Source organism: Compostibacillus humi (assembly GCF_014637175.1).
In the GTDB taxonomy this organism is placed as follows: Bacteria; Bacillota; Bacilli; order Bacillales; family Amphibacillaceae; genus Oceanobacillus; species Oceanobacillus humi.
The window spans coordinates 22,530-39,370 of record NZ_BMEV01000013.1 but is presented as its reverse complement, the minus strand read 5'-3'; the positions used below and the strand labels follow the sequence as shown (position 1 = coordinate 39,370).

Below are 16,841 nucleotides of genomic sequence, written 5' to 3'. Positions count from 1 at the left end.
ATCGATCGGAACGAACATACATCCACGGTCTACCTCATCCATAAAGGAGCATAAATTCATGAATAAACGAGTTTTAAAAGTACTTGAGTTTGATAAAGTGCGAAATCGGCTGGAAGCTCATGCATCTACTTCATTAGGGAAAGAATTGGTGCAAAGTTTAGAGCCTTCCTCGGACTATGACGAAGTATTACAACGGCAACAGGAAACCGATGAGGCGGCACAAATTGTCCGACTGGATCGCCATCTCCCGCTTGGCGGAATATCCGATATCCGTCCAAGCATCAAGCGGAGCCAAATCGGGGGAGTGCTGTCGGCAAAGGAATGCTTAGACGTTGCCAATACGATATATGGCGGACGACAAGTGAAGAAATTTTTCGAACAGCTGGAACTGAATCTCCCGTACTTAAAGTCATTAGCCGAGCAGATTACTCCATTAAGGGAATTGGAACAAAGGATAAAACATTGCATTGATGACCAGGGGAATGTGGCCGATGAAGCTTCGATGACCTTAAGAACGATCCGCAGAGAAATCCGTTCGCTGGAGGATCGGATTCGCAGCCGCCTTGAACAATATACAAGAACAAACAGCAAATATTTATCCGATGCGATTGTAACGATACGCAATGACCGTTATGTCCTCCCGGTAAAACAGGAATACCGCAGCATCATTGGCGGGGTTGTTCATGACCAGTCTGCCTCGGGTCAAACGTTATTTATGGAACCGAAGGCAGTTGTGGAACTGAACAATCAGCTGCAGGAAAAAGTGATGAAAGAAGCAGAAGAAATAGAGCGGATTTTAAGGGAATTGAGCAGAGACATCGGGGAAGCTGCAACATTATTGACAGAAAATGTGGCGGCATTGGCGCAAATCGATTTTATTTATGCCCGGGCACTGTTCGGCAGGGAAATGCGGGCGGTAACCCCAAATATAAACAATGAAGGCGTCATTAAAATGCAGCTGGCACGTCATCCTTTAATTCCGTTAGAAGAAGTTGTCGCCAATGATATTGCCATTGGGGAAGATTATACGGCCATTGTCATTACCGGGCCTAATACCGGCGGGAAGACGGTCACGCTGAAAATGGTAGGTCTATGTACGCTTATGGCCCAAGCCGGACTGCAAGTCCCAGCCTTGGACGGCTGCACGATTTCCGTATTTAAAGAAGTGTTTGCCGATATCGGGGATGAACAGTCGATTGAACAAAATTTAAGCACCTTTTCTTCCCATATGACGAACATTGTCGATATTATCGGCCGTGTCAACCATGAGTCCCTCGTCCTCTTTGACGAGCTCGGATCTGGAACCGACCCGAGCGAAGGGGCAGCCCTTGCGATGGCAATTCTCGATGAGGTAATAGACAGAGGCGCCCGGGTTATCGCAACAACCCATTATCCCGAATTAAAAGCATACGGGTACAATCGGAAACAAGTAGTAAACGCATCCGTAGAATTTGATGTGGAAACATTGCAGCCGACGTATCGGCTCATGATCGGAATTCCGGGCAGGAGCAATGCCTTTGAGATTTCCCAACGGCTTGGATTGGACGAACGTATTATCCAGCGGGCGAAAGGACTTATCGGCCTCGATTCAAAAAATGTGGAAAACATGATCGCTTCGTTGGAACAATCTAAGCTGCAGGCGGAAAAAGATTACGAAAAAGCCCACGAGATTCTTGCTGAAAGTGAACAGCTGCGGGAGGAATTGCTGAAGGCGTGGAACCAATTCCAGCATGAAAAAGAAATTCTCTACAAGAAGGCGGAAGAAAAGGCTGAAAAGGCAGTACAAAAAGCAAGAGAAGAAGCGGAAAAGATTGTTGCTGACTTACGAAATAGGCAACACCAAGCCCAATTTAAGGAACATGAATGGATTGAAAGGAAAAAATTGCTGGATGAACTGGCACCGGATTTAACGGATAAACAAGAAAATACAGAGACAAGACGAACTGAACAAAGGGAGCTTCACCCGGGTGATGAAATTATTCTTACAACCGTTAATCAGAAGGGCGAAGTGCTGAAAAAGGTAAGCGACAATGAGTATATCGTTCAAGTAGGAATTATGAAAGTAAAAGTGGAACGGAAAAACCTTCAGTTTGTCGGCAAGAAAAAGCAAGAAACCGAAAATCCGATCGCAACAATTAAAGGCGCAAACTACCATGTCCCTCTCGAACTGGATTTGCGCGGGGAAAGGTATGAAGATGCGCTGCGAAAACTGGAGAAATACATTGATGACAGTTTGCTTGCCGGTTATCCGAAAGTAACGATTATCCACGGAAAAGGAACCGGCGCCTTGAGAAAAGGGGTACAAGAATTCGTAAAAAGCCATCCGTCCATCGCAGCTTTCCGGCCGGGAGGCAGCGGAGAAGGCGGCAGCGGCGTTACCGTTATTGAATTTAAATAATATCCGATGCATTCAGTATTCTTTCTGAATGCATCACACTTACATGGAGGAAAGGGAGATCGCCATGTCAGGATTTTGGGAAAATATCATCGTCATTACAGCAGCAAGATATAGTGTTGTTATTCTTTGCACTTTAGTTTTCTTAGCAATATTTGAACTCGTAACTTCCTATAAAAATTGGGAAGAAATTCGGAAAGGCAATTTTGCCGTTGCCATGGCTACGGGCGGAAAATTGTTTGGCATCGCTACGATTTTCCGGTTTTCCATCGAGCATAATGATACGATTTTGCAAAGTATCGGCTGGGGCGCATACGGGTTTCTCTTATTATTGATCGGCTATTTTATTTTTGAATTTTTAACGCCAAACATTAACGTAGATGAAGAAATCGGAAAAGGAAATAAGGCAGTAGGGTTTATATCCATGCTGATTTCCATCGGTCTATCCTTCGTCATCGGAGCAAATATCAAGTAGAACGTTGTACATGAAGGGAGAAAACATCGTGGTATTTGAAAGATTAGCAAAGATTCTTATTGTAGTAGCCATTTTATTTATTATTGCCGGGATTTTATATTTTCTCTGAAAAAAATAATTAAATAAAATTTCAAAAAATAGAAATTAATCGGTATAATGGTTATAGTATAGATATAAAGGAGGAGATGCAATGGAAAAAAAACCCTGGCATAACCATTATCCGAAACAAATCCCGACGAGCATCAATTACTCGGAAAAGCCGCTTCATTATTTTTTGGCCGAAACCGCTGAAAAGAACGGGGAATTGAAAGCGCTTCATTTCATGGGCAAGGAACTGACCTATAAGGAACTATTTACGCAGGCAAGAAAAATGGCGAGTTACCTCCAATCCCTCGGCTTGCAAAAAGGGGACAAAGTCGCCATTATGCTGCCGAACTGCCCGCAATCGGTCATTAGCTATTACGGGGCGCTAATGGCTGGAGGAATTGTCGTCCAAACGAATCCGCTTTATACGGAACGGGAACTGGAATTCCAGCTGTTGGATTCGGAAGCGAAATTTATCGTTTGTTTAGACATTTTGCTGCCGCGGGTATCGAAGGTACGGGACCGGACGGATGTAAAGCATACGATTGTTACCGGAATTAAGGACTACTTGCCTTTTCCGAAAAATTTAATTTATCCTTTTATCCAAAAACGGCAATACAATATGGTTGTGAAAGTAGAGCAAACAGAAAATCAGCACGTCTGGACGAGGATAATGGAACAGGCAGGGACCGATTATGTTGAGCATGACATCGACCCGGTGGAAGATCTCGCCTTATTGCAATATACGGGAGGCACGACCGGGAATCCGAAAGGCGTAATGCTCACCCACTATAATTTAGTTTCCAATGTGGAAATGTGCGATGCCTGGTTATATAAAACGAAAGCTAAGCCCCAGTCGGTATTGGCCGTATTGCCATTTTTCCACGTCTATGGCATGACGGCTGTCATGAATCTTTCCGTCATGAACGGATCGAAAATGATTCTAATGCCTAAATTTGATGCCCAAGATGTGCTGAAAACAATTGAAAAGGAACGTCCGACGCTATTCCCTGGCGCACCTACGATTTATATCGGCTTGCTGAAACATCCGGATATTAAAAAATATGATCTGTCCTCCATTGAAGCTTGTATTAGCGGATCTGCCCCGCTTCCGGTAGAAGTGCAGGAGCAGTTTGAAAAAGTAACGGGAGGCCGCCTCGTGGAAGGGTACGGATTAACAGAATCGTCACCGGTCACCCATGCTAATTTCGTATGGGATAAACGAGTGAACGGCAGTATCGGTGTGCCGTGGCCAGATACGGATGCGAAAATTTTTAAAATGGACGGAGACATGGAAGAAGCAGCAGCGGGAGAAATCGGCGAATTGGCGGTAAAAGGTCCGCAAGTGATGAAAGGTTACTGGAAGAATCCGGAAGAAACGGACCGAGTGCTAAAGGACGGATGGCTTTTTACCGGGGATTTAGGCTACATGGATGAAGATGGGTATTTCTATGTCGTTGACCGCAGAAAAGACATGATTATTGCAGGCGGCTACAATATTTATCCGAGAGAAGTGGAAGAGGTGCTCTACGAACATGAAGCAATTCAGGAAGTAGTCGTTGCCGGCGTGCCGGATCCATATCGCGGGGAAACGGTGAAAGCTTATGTCGTGTTAAAAGAAGGAGCAAACGTGACGGAGGAAGAGTTAAACACCTTTGCGAGAAAACATTTGGCAGCCTATAAAGTGCCGCGAATTTATGAATTCCGTGACGAATTGCCGAAAACTGCCGTCGGGAAAATTTTGCGGAGAAAGTTAGTCGAAGAAGAAAAGGAGATTACTTCCGTATAGAAGGAAAGGGTTAAAAAAGAGATAAACGGAGAATTATATTGACAACGAATGTTGTTATCCTTTATCATCAATAATGAATGATGATTCATTCATTATTGATGTTTTTTTATTATTGTTAAGAAATGAAGGAGATTAAAATGAAAAATAGACCAAAATATCGAAAAATTATTGAAGCAGCAGTTCAAGTCATCGCGGAAAATGGCTTTCACGGCTCCCAAGTGTCCAAAATTGCAAAGGCAGCCGGGGTGGCCGATGGGACAATTTATCTTTATTTCAAAAATAAAGAAGATATTCTTGTCACCGTGTTTCAAGAAAAAATGGGTCAGTTTATCGAAAAAATTAAAGAAGAAACCGAACGGAAAACGTCTGCCGATGAAAAGCTATATACATTAATTGAAATGCATTTTAGCCAATTGTCGAATAATCCCCATTTGGCGATTGTTACCCAATTGGAATTAAGACAATCAAACTATGAGCTGCGCAGGCAGATCAATCAAGTGTTAAAGCCATACTTGAACATAATTGATCAAATTGTCCAGGAAGGAATGGAGCAAAAACTGTTCCGGGAGCAATTAATGATACCGGTTGTCAGACAGATGATTTTCGGAACATTGGACGAAATTGTGACAAATTGGGTAATGAAGGAAAGGAAATACGATTTGATGGAGCAAGTACCCCAAGTACACCAGCTATTACTAGACGGAATATCGGGAATTAAGAAATAAGTTTAAATTTTTGATAATTTCCGCTATAATGAAAATAAAGGAGGGATAGGATGACGACGGTTGCGTACCATTTGGAAAATAACGTCGCATATGTAACGATTCAAAGTCCTCCGGCAAATGCGCTTTCGACGAAAATCATACAGGAATTAGGCGAGATTTTGGATCGGATAGAACAAGAAAAGGCGGCGAAAGCAATTGTTCTCTCGGGAGAGGGGAGATTTTTTTCCGCAGGAGCAGATATTAAAGAATTTGTATCCTTGCAGGAATCATCGGATTACAGGAAGTTAGCCGAAAATGGCCAAAACTTGTTTCTGCGCCTGGAAAATTTCCCGGTTCCAGTGATTGCTGCAATACACGGTGCAGCATTGGGCGGCGGCCTGGAGCTGGCGATGGCATGCCATATTCGCATCGTGACGGAAAATGCGAAGCTTGGTCTTCCTGAATTAACATTAGGAATTATTCCCGGATTTGCCGGAACCCAAAGACTGCCTCGCTATGTAGGAAAAGATAAGGCGTACGAAATGATACTTACCGGGAATCCGATCACAGGCAAGGAAGCCTATCACTATGGCCTTGCTACAAAAGTAGTGGAAGAAAATGAGTTACATAATGTGGCCAAGGCAATGGCGGAACGGATTGCCTCCATGAGCAAGCCGGCAGTTCAGCGTGTGATGCGATTAGTTGCATTAACAGAAAACGAACCGATTGAAAAAGGGATGACGGAAGAAGCGATTGCCTTTAGTGAAGTTTTTGGCAACGAGGATGCAAAAGAAGGGGTACAAGCATTTTTAGAAAAGCGGAAGCCAGTATTTCAAGATAAATAAACAGTGGGAGGTTTACAGATGGATATTTACGTTTTAATGAAGAAAACATTTGATACCGAAGAAAAAATCAACGTATCCGGCGGCAGAGTTGAAGATGACGGTGCGGAATATATCATCAATCCGTACGATGAATACGCCATTGAAGAGGCCATTAAGCAGCGGGATGAGCATGGCGGGGAAGTAACCGTTGTCACCATCGGCGATGAAGATTCGGAAAAGCAGCTTCGTACTGCTTTGGCCATGGGTGCAGATAAAGCGGTCCTGATCAATACCGAGGACGATTTGGAAGATGGAGACCAGTATACGACGGCGAAAATTTTGGAAGCGTTTTTTGAAGATAAAGAGCCAGACTTAATTCTTGCAGGAAATGTCGCCATTGATGAAGCAAGCGGACAAGTCGGGCCGCGTGTGGCGGACTTGCTGGGAATTCCTTACGTAACGACGATTACCGGATTAAAAATTGATGGGGATAAGGTAACGATTGAAAAGGACGTAGAGGGAGACGTAGAAATCATTGAAACTACGCTGCCGCTATTGGTTACTTGCCAGCAAGGATTGAACGAACCACGATATCCGTCCCTTCCAGGAATTATGAAAGCGAAGAAAAAGCCGTTGGAAGAATTGGAGCTGGATGATTTAGACCTCGATGAAGACGATGTGGAAGCGAAAACGGAAACGGTGGAAGTGTTTTTGCCGCCTGAAAAACAAGCGGGACGAATTTTGGAAGGGGAACTGAAAGAGCAAGTGAAAGAATTAGTTGCCCTATTAAAAGATGAAGCGAAAGTACTATAAGGTGCAGGCAGAAGGGAGAGAATAAAATGAGTAAAATTTTAGTCGTTGCAGAAAGAAAAGATAATGAACTGAGAAATGTTTCCTTTGAAGCAATTGCTGCTGCGAAAAAGATTGATGCGGATGCCGAAGTAGTCGGAGTTGTTTGCGGTGAGGACGACTTAGAAAGTCTTGCCAATGATTTAATCTATCATGGCGCAGACCGGGCCGTAACTGTGAAACACGACAATTTGAAAACGTATACTTCGGAAGGGTACAGCCAAGCAATACTAGCAGTTATTGAACAGGAATCTCCGGATGGCATTGTCATGGGCCACACATCCATTGGCAAAGATTTATCACCGAAGCTTGCCAGCCGTCTCAATACGGGACTCGTCTCGGATGTCGTAGATATTGAAAAAGATGGGGATCAGCCTGTCTTTATTCGCCCGATCTATTCCGGAAAAGCATTTGAAAAGAAAGTAATTAAAGACGGGTTAACTTTTGTTACCATTCGTCCAAACAACATTGCGAAATTGGAAGAAGATCCATCCCGCAGCGGTGAAATTCGTTCCGTAGATGTGGATGTGAAAGATTTAAAAACGATCGTGAAAGAAGTTATTAAGAAAGCGTCTGACGGGGTCGATTTATCCGAAGCAAAAGTGGTTGTTGCCGGCGGACGCGGAGTGAAAAGCAAAGAAGGATTCAAGCCGCTTTACGAATTGGCCGAGGTTTTAGGCGGTGCGGTCGGGGCATCCCGCGGAGCATGTGATGCGGAATACTGTGACTATTCGCTGCAAATTGGACAGACAGGGAAAGTCGTAACTCCGGATTTATATATTGCGGTGGGAATTTCCGGCGCGATTCAGCATTTAGCAGGAATGTCCAACTCGAAAGTTATCGTTGCGATTAATAAAGATCCGGAGGCTAATATTTTCAATATTGCCGATTACGGCATCGTCGGCGACTTATTCGAAGTAGTGCCAATGCTGATTGAAGAATTGAAAAAAGTAAAAGTTGGGTAAGGAATGGCGGCCTTTTACGAGGCCGTCTTTTATCGTGAAAAAATAATCGCTGCCTTTGGAATAAGCAAAGTATTAGGAAGTACATAATAATGGTGATATACTAGATTTAAATATTTTATCTTTTATTCGAGGAGGGTATAACGTTGGCAATTGAAAATGTTACAGATCAAAATTTTGCAGAGCAAACATCAAAAGGGTTAGTATTAGCCGATTTCTGGGCACCATGGTGCGGCCCCTGTAAAATGATTGCACCTATTTTGGAAGAAATTGACCAGGAAATGGGTGAAAAAGTAAAAATCGTCAAGCTGGATGTAGACGAAAATCAGGAAACAGCAAGCAAATTTGGTGTGATGAGCATTCCTACCTTGTTGCTATTTAAGGATGGAAATGTCGTTGACCAGGCAATTGGCTATCAGCCGAAAGAAGTGTTAGTCGATTTAATTAACAAACATGCATAAAAGCAGAACAATCCCTTGTTACATTGGTGACAGGGGATTTTCTAAAGTTTAGCAATTTAAAGGAATGGAACATAATGAATAAAATCATTCAGGAAAAACTCGCCATTTTGCCAGCGCAGCCGGGCTGTTATTTAATGAAGGATAAACACGGAACGGTCATCTATGTCGGCAAATCGAAGACATTGCGCAACCGTGTCCGTTCTTATTTTACCGGGGCCCATGACAAGAAAACCCAAAGGCTCGTCCAGGAAACTGCTGATTTTGAATATATGGTCACGTCTTCGGAAGCGGAAGCACTCATATTGGAAATGAATTTGATCAAAAAATACGATCCGAAATACAATGTCATGCTAAAAGATGACAAATCTTATCCTTATTTAAAGATTACGACCGAACGTCATCCGAGATTGCTCATAACGAGGAAAGTTAAAAAAGATAAAGGGAAATATTTTGGACCTTATCCGAATGTGCTCGCTGCAAAGGAAACGAAGAAACTGCTGGACCGTCTTTACCCGTTGCGGAAGTGCAATAATCCTCCCGGCAGGCCTTGTCTTTATTATCATATGAACCAATGCTTGGCCTGCAGTGAAACGCCGCCGTCCAAAGAGGAATACCAGGCCATCGTTCAAGAAATTACGTCCTTTCTTCAAGGGGGCTATAAAGAAATTAAAAAGACCCTTGAGAAAAAAATGTACGAAGCAAGCGAGGAAATGAATTTTGAACGGGCGAAAGAACTGCGGGATCAGATTCAGCATATTGAAGCGGTAATGGAACGCCAGAAAATGACGTTAAACGACGAAGTGGACCGGGACATTTTTGGGTACAGCTATGATAAAGGCTGGATGTGCGTTCAAGTGTTTTTCGTCCGGCAAGGGAAATTAATCGAACGGGACGTTTCCATCTTCCCGTTTTTCGACGATGCGGACGAAGCCTTTCTCAGTTTTATTGGCGCATTTTATTTGCATAAGCAGCATATTAAACCGAAGCAAATTCTCGTGCCAATCGGTACGAATGTCGACTTGATTAAAAAATTGCTCCATGTCGATGTCCATACCCCTTTTCGCGGCAGAAAGAAAGACTTAGTTGAATTGGCGATGAAAAACGCGAAAATAGCTTTGGAAGAAAAGTTCCATCTGATTGAGCGGGATGAGGAAAGAACGATTCTCGCTGTGGAAAAATTAGGGGAAGCGATGAATATAGAAACCCCGCATCGGATTGAAGCATTTGACAACTCTAATATCCAAGGAACAGATCCGGTATCGGCCATGGTCGTTTTTATTGATGGAAAACCGAGCAAAAAGGACTATCGAAAATATAAAATAAGATTAGTAGAAGGTCCTGATGATTATGAAACGATGCGAGAAGTCATCCGCCGCCGGTATACGAGGGTATTAAAGGAAAACCTTCCATTGCCGGATTTAATCGTCGTTGACGGGGGAAAAGGGCAAATGAATGCTGCATTAGACGTGCTGGAAAACGAATTGAATTTAGATATCCCTGTTTGCGGATTAGCAAAAGATGACCGGCACCGGACGAGCGAATTGTTATATGGGAATCCGCCCCAACCGGTGCCATTGGCCCGAAATTCTCAGGAATTCTATTTAGTCCAGCGCATACAGGATGAGGTGCACCGCTTTGCCATCAGCTTTCACCGGCAGCTGCGGGGAAAACACGCCTTCCAGTCTGAATTGGACAAAATCCCGGGGGTAGGGGAAAAGCGAAGAAAATTACTTTTTACCCATTTTCAGTCTATTGAAGAAATAAAAAAAGCTAGTGTGGAAAATATTACGAAACTGGGAATTCCTAAAAATGTCGCTGAAAATATTATTGACCATTTAAATCAGCCTAAAAACTAAGCAAGCTGCTTTTTCCGTCAGGAAGAGCAGCTTTTTTATGTCATTCTATATAGAAGCAATCAAACTTCACTTGATGAATCCGTTTATGTATTTCTTCTTGGCATTCGCATTCTCTCTCCGTAATTCGTTGTACCGCTTCTGCCAGAAATCCAGCTTCCAGGCGAAAATCAACGTCCAGCGGTCCCTTTAGGCGCAAAACGATGGAATCATCCAATAGGTGAAAGGTAAGCTGTTTCTTCTTTTCCTTTACTAGTTCCAGCCGGCCCCATCCAAGAATGGAGAAAATAGAATAAATATCTTCCAATGTTTCAATCTCGAACTTTCTTGCCAGACTTTTTCCCATGAAATAAAGCATCGTATCCCGTTCTTTTCCTAATATATCAGGCAAACCGATATATCGGATCATATCGTAACCCGCTCCGGAGGCGTGCAATTGTTTCAAATCATCTATTTTCAATAACTTTGTTGACACCAATGTTCATCCCCTTCAGTTCAAGCTGTCAGTACATAATATTATCTAATTAATTCCAATTTTAATCAAGATTCCTAGTCTTGATTGTTTGTTCAGAAGGGTGGTACTTATTTGATTATTTTCCTATAAACAATATAGTGAATGTTTTCAGATATTTGCGGGAAAATTGCCCGGGGTCTCCTTGACGCTTTATGGAGTTAGAAGTACAATAAAGTTGTTTAAGAAATGTTCAATTTTTTAAAAGAAGTCTTGATAAAAGCGCTTTACTTAAAAAATTGAACAGGGAAGACTATAATTCTACTAGAGGGGGGATACATGGTGCAGAATCGTGAATTCTTCAACAGAAGACTACATTCTTTATTAGGTGTTGTTCCGATTGGAATCTTTTTGGTACAGCATTTATTCATCAACCATTTTGCCGTGTATGGTGAGGAAAGTTTTAATAAGGCGGCCGGCTTTATGGCGAACCTTCCATTTGTATTGCTGCTGGAAATTTTCGTCATTTATTTGCCGCTCTTGTACCATGCAATATTAGGGGTATATATTGCATTTACAGCAAAAAACAATACGAAACGATTTAGCTTTTTCCGTAACTGGATGTTCCGCTTGCAGCGCCTAACCGGGATTATTACGTTAGTATTTATCGTTTGGCACGTTTGGGAAACTCGTGTCCAAGTAGCCTTAGGCAATGCGGAAGTGAATTACAGCTTAATGGAAGGCATCCTGTCGAATCCAATTATGTTCTGGTTTTATATTATTGGGGTTATATCTGCTGTATTCCACTTAGCCAACGGCTTATGGGGCTTCCTCGTATCCTGGGGAATTACACAAACGCCAAAATCGCAGCGGGTTGCTACGTATGCAACATTGATCGTATTTTTAGTAGTGAGCTATTTAGGCGTTCGGACATTAATTCAATTTGCTTACGGAGTATAATTGACTGACAGAGAAGGAGAGTGAGTACTATGTTGAAGAAGCGTAAAATTGCTGTTGTCGGTGGTGGGTTGGCAGGACTGATGGCAACCTTGAAAGCTGCTGAAGCAGGTGTAAGCGTAGATCTATTTTCTATTGTTCCAGTAAAACGATCTCACTCTGTATGTGCTCAAGGTGGTATTAACGGTGCGGTTAATACGAAGGGGGAAGGGGACTCTCCTTGGATTCACTTTGATGATACGGTGTATGGCGGAGACTTCTTGGCAAACCAGCCGCCAGTGAAAGCAATGTGTGAAGCAGCGCCTGGAATAATACATATGTTTGACCGGATGGGAGTAATGTTTAACCGTACTCCGGAAGGGTTGCTAGACTTCCGCCGTTTTGGAGGGACTCAGCATCACCGTACTGCATTTGCAGGAGCAACGACAGGACAGCAATTACTATATGCATTGGACGAACAAGTTCGCCGATATGAGGTAGAAGGACTTGTCACGAAATATGAAGGCTGGGAATTTATCGGGGCCGTACTCGATGAAGACGGAGTATCCCGCGGAATCGTCGTTCAAAATTTAAAATCCCACGAGATTCGAGCATTCCGTTCTGATGCGACGATTTTTGCAACAGGCGGACCTGGAATTATCTTCGGCAAGTCCACAAACTCGATGATTAATACCGGATCTGCTGCCAGCATCCTTTATCAGCAAGGGGCAAAATATGCAAACGGCGAATTTATCCAAATTCATCCGACGGCAATTCCAGGGGACGACAAACTGCGTCTCATGAGTGAATCTGCCCGTGGAGAAGGCGGCCGCATCTGGACGTATAAAGACGGGGAACCATGGTATTTCTTGGAGGAGAAATATCCTGCTTACGGTAACTTGGTGCCTCGGGATATTGCTACCCGGGAAATTTTTGATGTCTGTGTAAATCAAAAACTCGGAATTAACGGGGAAAACATGGTATATTTGGATCTTTCCCATAAGGATCCGGAAGAGCTGGATGTTAAACTTGGCGGTATTATTGAAATTTATGAAAAATTCGTGGGTGAAGATCCGCGTAAAGTTCCGATGAAGATCTTCCCGGCTGTGCATTATTCGATGGGCGGATTATGGATTGATTACGATCAAATGACGAATATACCGGGAATTTTTGCTGCTGGAGAATGTGACTACTCGCAGCATGGAGCAAACCGTCTCGGTGCCAACTCCTTGTTATCTGCCATTTACGGCGGTTCTGTTGCTGGTCCGAAAGCAATTGAATATATAGAAGGACTGGAAAAACATGCAGAAGACTTCTCCTCTCAATTATTTGATAGTCGCGTACGTGAAGAGGAAGAGAAATTTGAGCAAATGCTGAAGATGGATGGCAATGAAAATGCTTACCAGCTGCACCAGGAGCTTGGACAATGGATGACGGACAACGTCACCGTAGTACGGGAAAATCCGAAACTGCTGAAGACAGACGAGAAAATTCAAGAGCTGTTGGAACGCTGGGAAAATATTAACGTCAACGATACATCCCGCTGGAGCAACCAAGGGGTAATGTTTACCCGTCAATTGAAGAACATGCTTCATTTAGCACGGGTTATCACATTAGGTGCATATCATCGGGACGAAAGCCGCGGGGCACATTATAAACCGGAATTCCCTGAACGTAATGATGAAGAATGGCTGAAGACAACAATCGCTGAATTTGATGCTGAGAATGAAGCGCCTAAATTCAGCTATGAAGATGTAGATGTTTCCTTAATTAAGCCGAGGGTACGTGACTATACAAAAAAACATTAATACAGGGGGGAGCAAAGGAAAATGGCTGAACAGCAAAAGACAGTAACGTTTATTATAACACGGCAAGACAGTCCGGATTCAGAACCATACGAAGAAACGTTTGAAGTTCCTTACCGGAAAAATATGAACGTTATTTCCGGATTGATGGAAATCCAAAAAAACCCGGTAAATGCTAAGGGAGAAAAGACTACTCCGGTAGCATGGGATATGAACTGTTTGGAAGAAGTGTGCGGAGCTTGTTCCATGGTCATTAACGGGGTTCCGAGACAGGCTTGTGCGGCTCTTGTAGATCAATTAGAGCATCCAATTCGCCTGGAGCCGATGTCCACCTTCCCAGTAGTCCGTGACTTAGTCATTGACCGGGAAAGAATGTTCGATGCGCTGAAACAAGTTAAAGCTTGGATTCCGATTGACGGAACCCATAACTTAGGACCTGGCCCGCGGATGCCGGAGAAGAAACGTCAGTGGGCATACGAATTGTCCAAGTGTATGACTTGCGGAGTTTGTCTCGAAGCATGTCCGAATGTGAACGATAAATCCAACTTTATCGGACCTGCTGCTATTTCTCAAGTGCGGCTCTTTAATGCCCATCCGACTGGAGAAATGTATGCAAGCGAACGGTTAGAAGGACTCATGCAAGACGGCGGAATTACCGGCTGCGGCAACTCCCAAAACTGTGTTCAAGTTTGTCCAAAAGGAATTCCATTGACGACATCGATTGCAGCGATGAACCGTGCGACAAATATTCAAGCATTTAAAAACTTCTTCGGAAGCGATAATGCCCATTAAGAAAAATAGCCCTTTCCTTTCAGGTAAGGGCTGTTTTTATATTTACTAACCGAATCAATTGTCAGGAGTGGAGACGTTGAAAAAAATACCATATATTGAAGACTTTGAACAATGGAAAAAGGAATTTCATTTTTTTATTCCGATTAAAGTACGGTTTTCGGAAACGGATATGTATCAGCACGTCAATAATGTCTCGGCCTTTATTTATTTCGAAGAGGCGAGAATTGATTTTCTTCAGCACATCGGATTTATGGAAGAAATGGCAATCCATGAAGGAGCAGTTATCGTTGCCGATTTGCAATGTGATTATCATCGGCAAATGTTTTTTAACGAGAAATTAAAGGTTTTTGTCAAAACGAATTCTGTCGGTCGTACATCCTTTGATTTGCATTACATGACAACAAACGAAAAAGAGGAAATTACTTTAACCGGAAGAGGACGTGTCGTCTTTATTGACGCTCTGACCGGAAAGCCAAAACCGCTCACTGAATCGATGAAAGAAAAATTAAAAGAGAAATGAGGAAAAACCGGTTAATTTTACCGGTTTTTCTGTATACATGCCGCCAAGCCGTAGAACGGACCAGTGTTACACAAACCATACGTAAAAGAGGAGTACGGTGAACTGATCCTAGAGCTTTAACTCACCCATGCGGAGTAGCTCTACAACGGCTTGTGAACGCCCCTTCACTCCTAATTTTTGCATAGCATTTGATATGTGGTTACGGACTGTTTTTTCTGATATAAACAATTCCTGGGCAATTTCTTTTGTTGTTTTGTCTTGTACCAACAGTTCGAATACTTCTTTTTCGCGTTTAGTCAATAATTGCTTCGGTTTATACTCGTTGTCCTTCAAATGTTAACCCCTCCTTGCTCTCCATAGAGCTGCATGTGTTGAGGGAAATTATTTAGTCAATATTAGCTTATGTCGGGGAAAGAAATAAGTGCGGATATTTGTCACAAAATAAGCTTTATTTGTACATATTTCCCTTGATTTATTATTGATGGCAATGTGATTGGGACAATAGCCATTTTTCAAAGCACTAAACCGTTATTGATAACAAAAATTATAGCTTTTCATAGGCACAAAATCATGTTATCTATGATATGATATTCCATAAAGAATGGTGTGGGGGGAAAGTCTTTTGCATAAACAAAGTGTTTCATCAGAAATTGTTACGATAGAAAAACGATTACGCTATATATCTGGAATGCTTAAGCGGAATGGAAGAAAAATTCTCCATCATTATCCGATTACTTCCCCCCAATTTGTCGCACTGCAGTGGCTCTTGGAAGAAGGAGATCTGACCATCGGCGAACTGTCCAAAAGAATCGGGCTTGCGTTTAGCACGACGACGGATTTAGTGGACCGAATGGAGAAAAATGCATTAGTGGAGCGAATTCGGGATGATAGTGACCGGCGGGTCGTCCGAATTCATTTATTGGAGAAAGGGAAAGTCATTATCCATGAGGTGATCGAAAAAAGACAGCAATTTCTCGACAGTGTGCTCGACTATTTTTCTGAAGAGGATGTAAATGAGTTAAACCGTTTACTGGAAAAGTTATACGTGCAGATGAAAAAAGTGAGTGAAGAGAACACCAAGAAGAAAGGAACAGACATCAGTGAAGAAAGCAATCGGAATCATTGATTCAGGCGTAGGAGGGTTAACCGTCGCCCACGAATTTATGCGCCAGCTACCGAAGGAAAATCTCCTATATGTTGGAGATACGGCCCGGTGCCCCTATGGCCCCCGGCCGCGGGAGGAAGTAATCGACTATACGTGGGAAATGGTCGAATTTCTTCTCGATAAAGATATTAAAATGTTGATTATTGCCTGCAATACGGCAACTGCTTTTGCGCTGGACCAGCTGAAACGAGAACTTTCAATTCCGGTTATCGGCGTCATTCAGCCCGGTGCCAGGGCAGCAATTAAAGTAACCCGAAATAATCATGTCGGAGTCATCGGAACCGAAGGAACAATTTATAGCGGTGCATATGAAAAAGAGCTGCAGAAAATAAAGAGCGATATTCATTATTACGGCTTGCCTTGTCCTCCATTTGTTCCGATGGTGGAAAAAGGAATCATTTCAGGCAACGAGGCATTGAAAATTGTCGATACCGTGCTGGAGCCGCTTAAAGAACAAGAAGACTTGGATACGTTGATTTTAGGCTGTACCCATTATCCCATTATCAAGCCGATCATTCAGGAAATAATGGGTAATGAAATTAGCATTATTTCTTCCGGCGAAGAGACGGCGAGAGAAGCAAGTACAATCTTAGATATGCAGCATCTATTAAATGATGATGAGGGAACGCCGGAGCACAAATTTTACGCAACGGGGGAAAGGCATGTTTTTGCGCAAATGATTCATCGTCTATTCTGTCAATTTCCCGACAAGCAAATTCAAATTATGCAAACGAAGCTGGCAAAAAGGATGTATTGATTTACATCCTTTTTTTATG

At 42.9% G+C, this 16,841-nt stretch carries 17 protein-coding genes; 15 read left to right on the top strand and 2 right to left on the bottom strand.

Going from position 1 to position 16,841, the window contains the following annotated elements; translation table 11 throughout:
- Positions 1-58 precede the first annotated feature (58 nt).
- The 9 genes from IEV18_RS05100 (at position 59) to uvrC (ending at position 10,399) form a co-directional block, all read left to right on the top strand.
- Entirely contained in the window at positions 59-2,398 is a 2,340-nt protein-coding gene (locus IEV18_RS05100; RefSeq protein ID WP_188391299.1) for an endonuclease MutS2, read from the top strand.
- A 64-nt stretch (positions 2,399-2,462) separates the two neighbouring features.
- Positions 2,463-2,870, top strand: coding sequence for a DUF350 domain-containing protein (locus IEV18_RS05095; RefSeq protein ID WP_188391298.1), 408 nt, complete (start codon positions 2,463-2,465; stop codon positions 2,868-2,870).
- A gap of 190 nt (positions 2,871-3,060) precedes the next feature.
- A complete protein-coding gene (locus IEV18_RS05090; RefSeq protein ID WP_188391297.1) occupies positions 3,061-4,743 on the top strand; it encodes a long-chain-fatty-acid--CoA ligase in 1,683 nt (560 codons plus the stop codon).
- 137 nt (positions 4,744-4,880) lie between these two features.
- Complete coding sequence (gene fadR, locus IEV18_RS05085) at positions 4,881-5,468, top strand: fatty acid metabolism transcriptional regulator FadR (protein ID WP_308421541.1); 588 nt, start codon at positions 4,881-4,883, stop codon at positions 5,466-5,468.
- Between the two features lie 50 nt (positions 5,469-5,518).
- Positions 5,519-6,292 (top strand): enoyl-CoA hydratase, encoded by a 774-nt coding sequence (locus IEV18_RS05080; RefSeq protein ID WP_188391296.1) that lies wholly within the window; start codon positions 5,519-5,521, stop codon positions 6,290-6,292.
- Positions 6,293-6,310: 18 nt separating this feature from the next.
- The gene (locus IEV18_RS05075) at positions 6,311-7,084 is read left to right on the top strand and encodes an electron transfer flavoprotein subunit beta/FixA family protein (RefSeq protein WP_188391295.1); all 774 of its coding nucleotides are present in this window, start codon (positions 6,311-6,313) and stop codon (positions 7,082-7,084) included.
- Between the two features lie 26 nt (positions 7,085-7,110).
- Complete coding sequence (locus tag IEV18_RS05070) at positions 7,111-8,085, top strand: electron transfer flavoprotein subunit alpha/FixB family protein (RefSeq protein ID WP_188391294.1); 975 nt, start codon at positions 7,111-7,113, stop codon at positions 8,083-8,085.
- Positions 8,086-8,228: 143 nt separating this feature from the next.
- The gene (trxA, locus tag IEV18_RS05065) at positions 8,229-8,543 is read left to right on the top strand and encodes a thioredoxin (RefSeq protein ID WP_188391293.1); all 315 of its coding nucleotides are present in this window, start codon (positions 8,229-8,231) and stop codon (positions 8,541-8,543) included.
- Positions 8,544-8,617: 74 nt separating this feature from the next.
- Positions 8,618-10,399: an excinuclease ABC subunit UvrC gene (gene uvrC / locus IEV18_RS05060; RefSeq protein ID WP_188391292.1), complete on the top strand. Its 1,782-nt coding sequence runs from the start codon at positions 8,618-8,620 to the stop codon at positions 10,397-10,399.
- A 40-nt stretch (positions 10,400-10,439) separates the two neighbouring features.
- Here uvrC and IEV18_RS05055 read toward each other — a convergent pair whose 3' ends face one another.
- A complete protein-coding gene (locus IEV18_RS05055; protein ID WP_229733552.1) occupies positions 10,440-10,871 on the bottom strand; it encodes a YslB family protein in 432 nt (143 codons plus the stop codon).
- Between the two features lie 315 nt (positions 10,872-11,186).
- Between IEV18_RS05055 and IEV18_RS05050 the strand changes: the two genes are divergently transcribed.
- The 4 genes from IEV18_RS05050 to IEV18_RS05035 all read left to right on the top strand — a co-directional run bounded on the left by IEV18_RS05050 (position 11,187) and on the right by IEV18_RS05035 (position 14,900).
- On the top strand, positions 11,187-11,807 hold the full coding sequence (locus IEV18_RS05050) for a succinate dehydrogenase cytochrome b558 subunit (RefSeq protein ID WP_188391291.1): 621 nt from the start codon (positions 11,187-11,189) through the stop codon (positions 11,805-11,807).
- Between the two features lie 29 nt (positions 11,808-11,836).
- Entirely contained in the window at positions 11,837-13,591 is a 1,755-nt protein-coding gene (gene sdhA / locus IEV18_RS05045) for a succinate dehydrogenase flavoprotein subunit (RefSeq protein ID WP_188391290.1), read from the top strand.
- Between the two features lie 21 nt (positions 13,592-13,612).
- Positions 13,613-14,380 (top strand): succinate dehydrogenase iron-sulfur subunit, encoded by a 768-nt coding sequence (gene sdhB / locus IEV18_RS05040; protein WP_188391289.1) that lies wholly within the window; start codon positions 13,613-13,615, stop codon positions 14,378-14,380.
- A 76-nt stretch (positions 14,381-14,456) separates the two neighbouring features.
- On the top strand, positions 14,457-14,900 hold the full coding sequence (locus tag IEV18_RS05035) for an acyl-CoA thioesterase (protein ID WP_188391288.1): 444 nt from the start codon (positions 14,457-14,459) through the stop codon (positions 14,898-14,900).
- A gap of 108 nt (positions 14,901-15,008) precedes the next feature.
- Here the strand turns inward: IEV18_RS05035 and IEV18_RS05030 are convergent, their stop codons facing one another.
- On the bottom strand, positions 15,009-15,233 hold the full coding sequence (locus IEV18_RS05030) for a helix-turn-helix domain-containing protein (RefSeq protein ID WP_010651078.1): 225 nt from the start codon (positions 15,231-15,233) through the stop codon (positions 15,009-15,011).
- A 289-nt stretch (positions 15,234-15,522) separates the two neighbouring features.
- Here IEV18_RS05030 and IEV18_RS05025 point away from each other — a divergent pair, with 289 nt between their 5' ends.
- Entirely contained in the window at positions 15,523-16,026 is a 504-nt protein-coding gene (locus IEV18_RS05025; RefSeq protein ID WP_373281889.1) for a MarR family winged helix-turn-helix transcriptional regulator, read from the top strand.
- Positions 16,001-16,822, top strand: a complete 822-nt coding sequence (racE, locus tag IEV18_RS05020) for a glutamate racemase (protein WP_188391286.1) — start codon at positions 16,001-16,003, stop codon at positions 16,820-16,822. The genes IEV18_RS05025 and racE overlap by 26 nt, the downstream gene beginning before the upstream one ends.
- Positions 16,823-16,841: the final 19 nt, after the last annotated feature.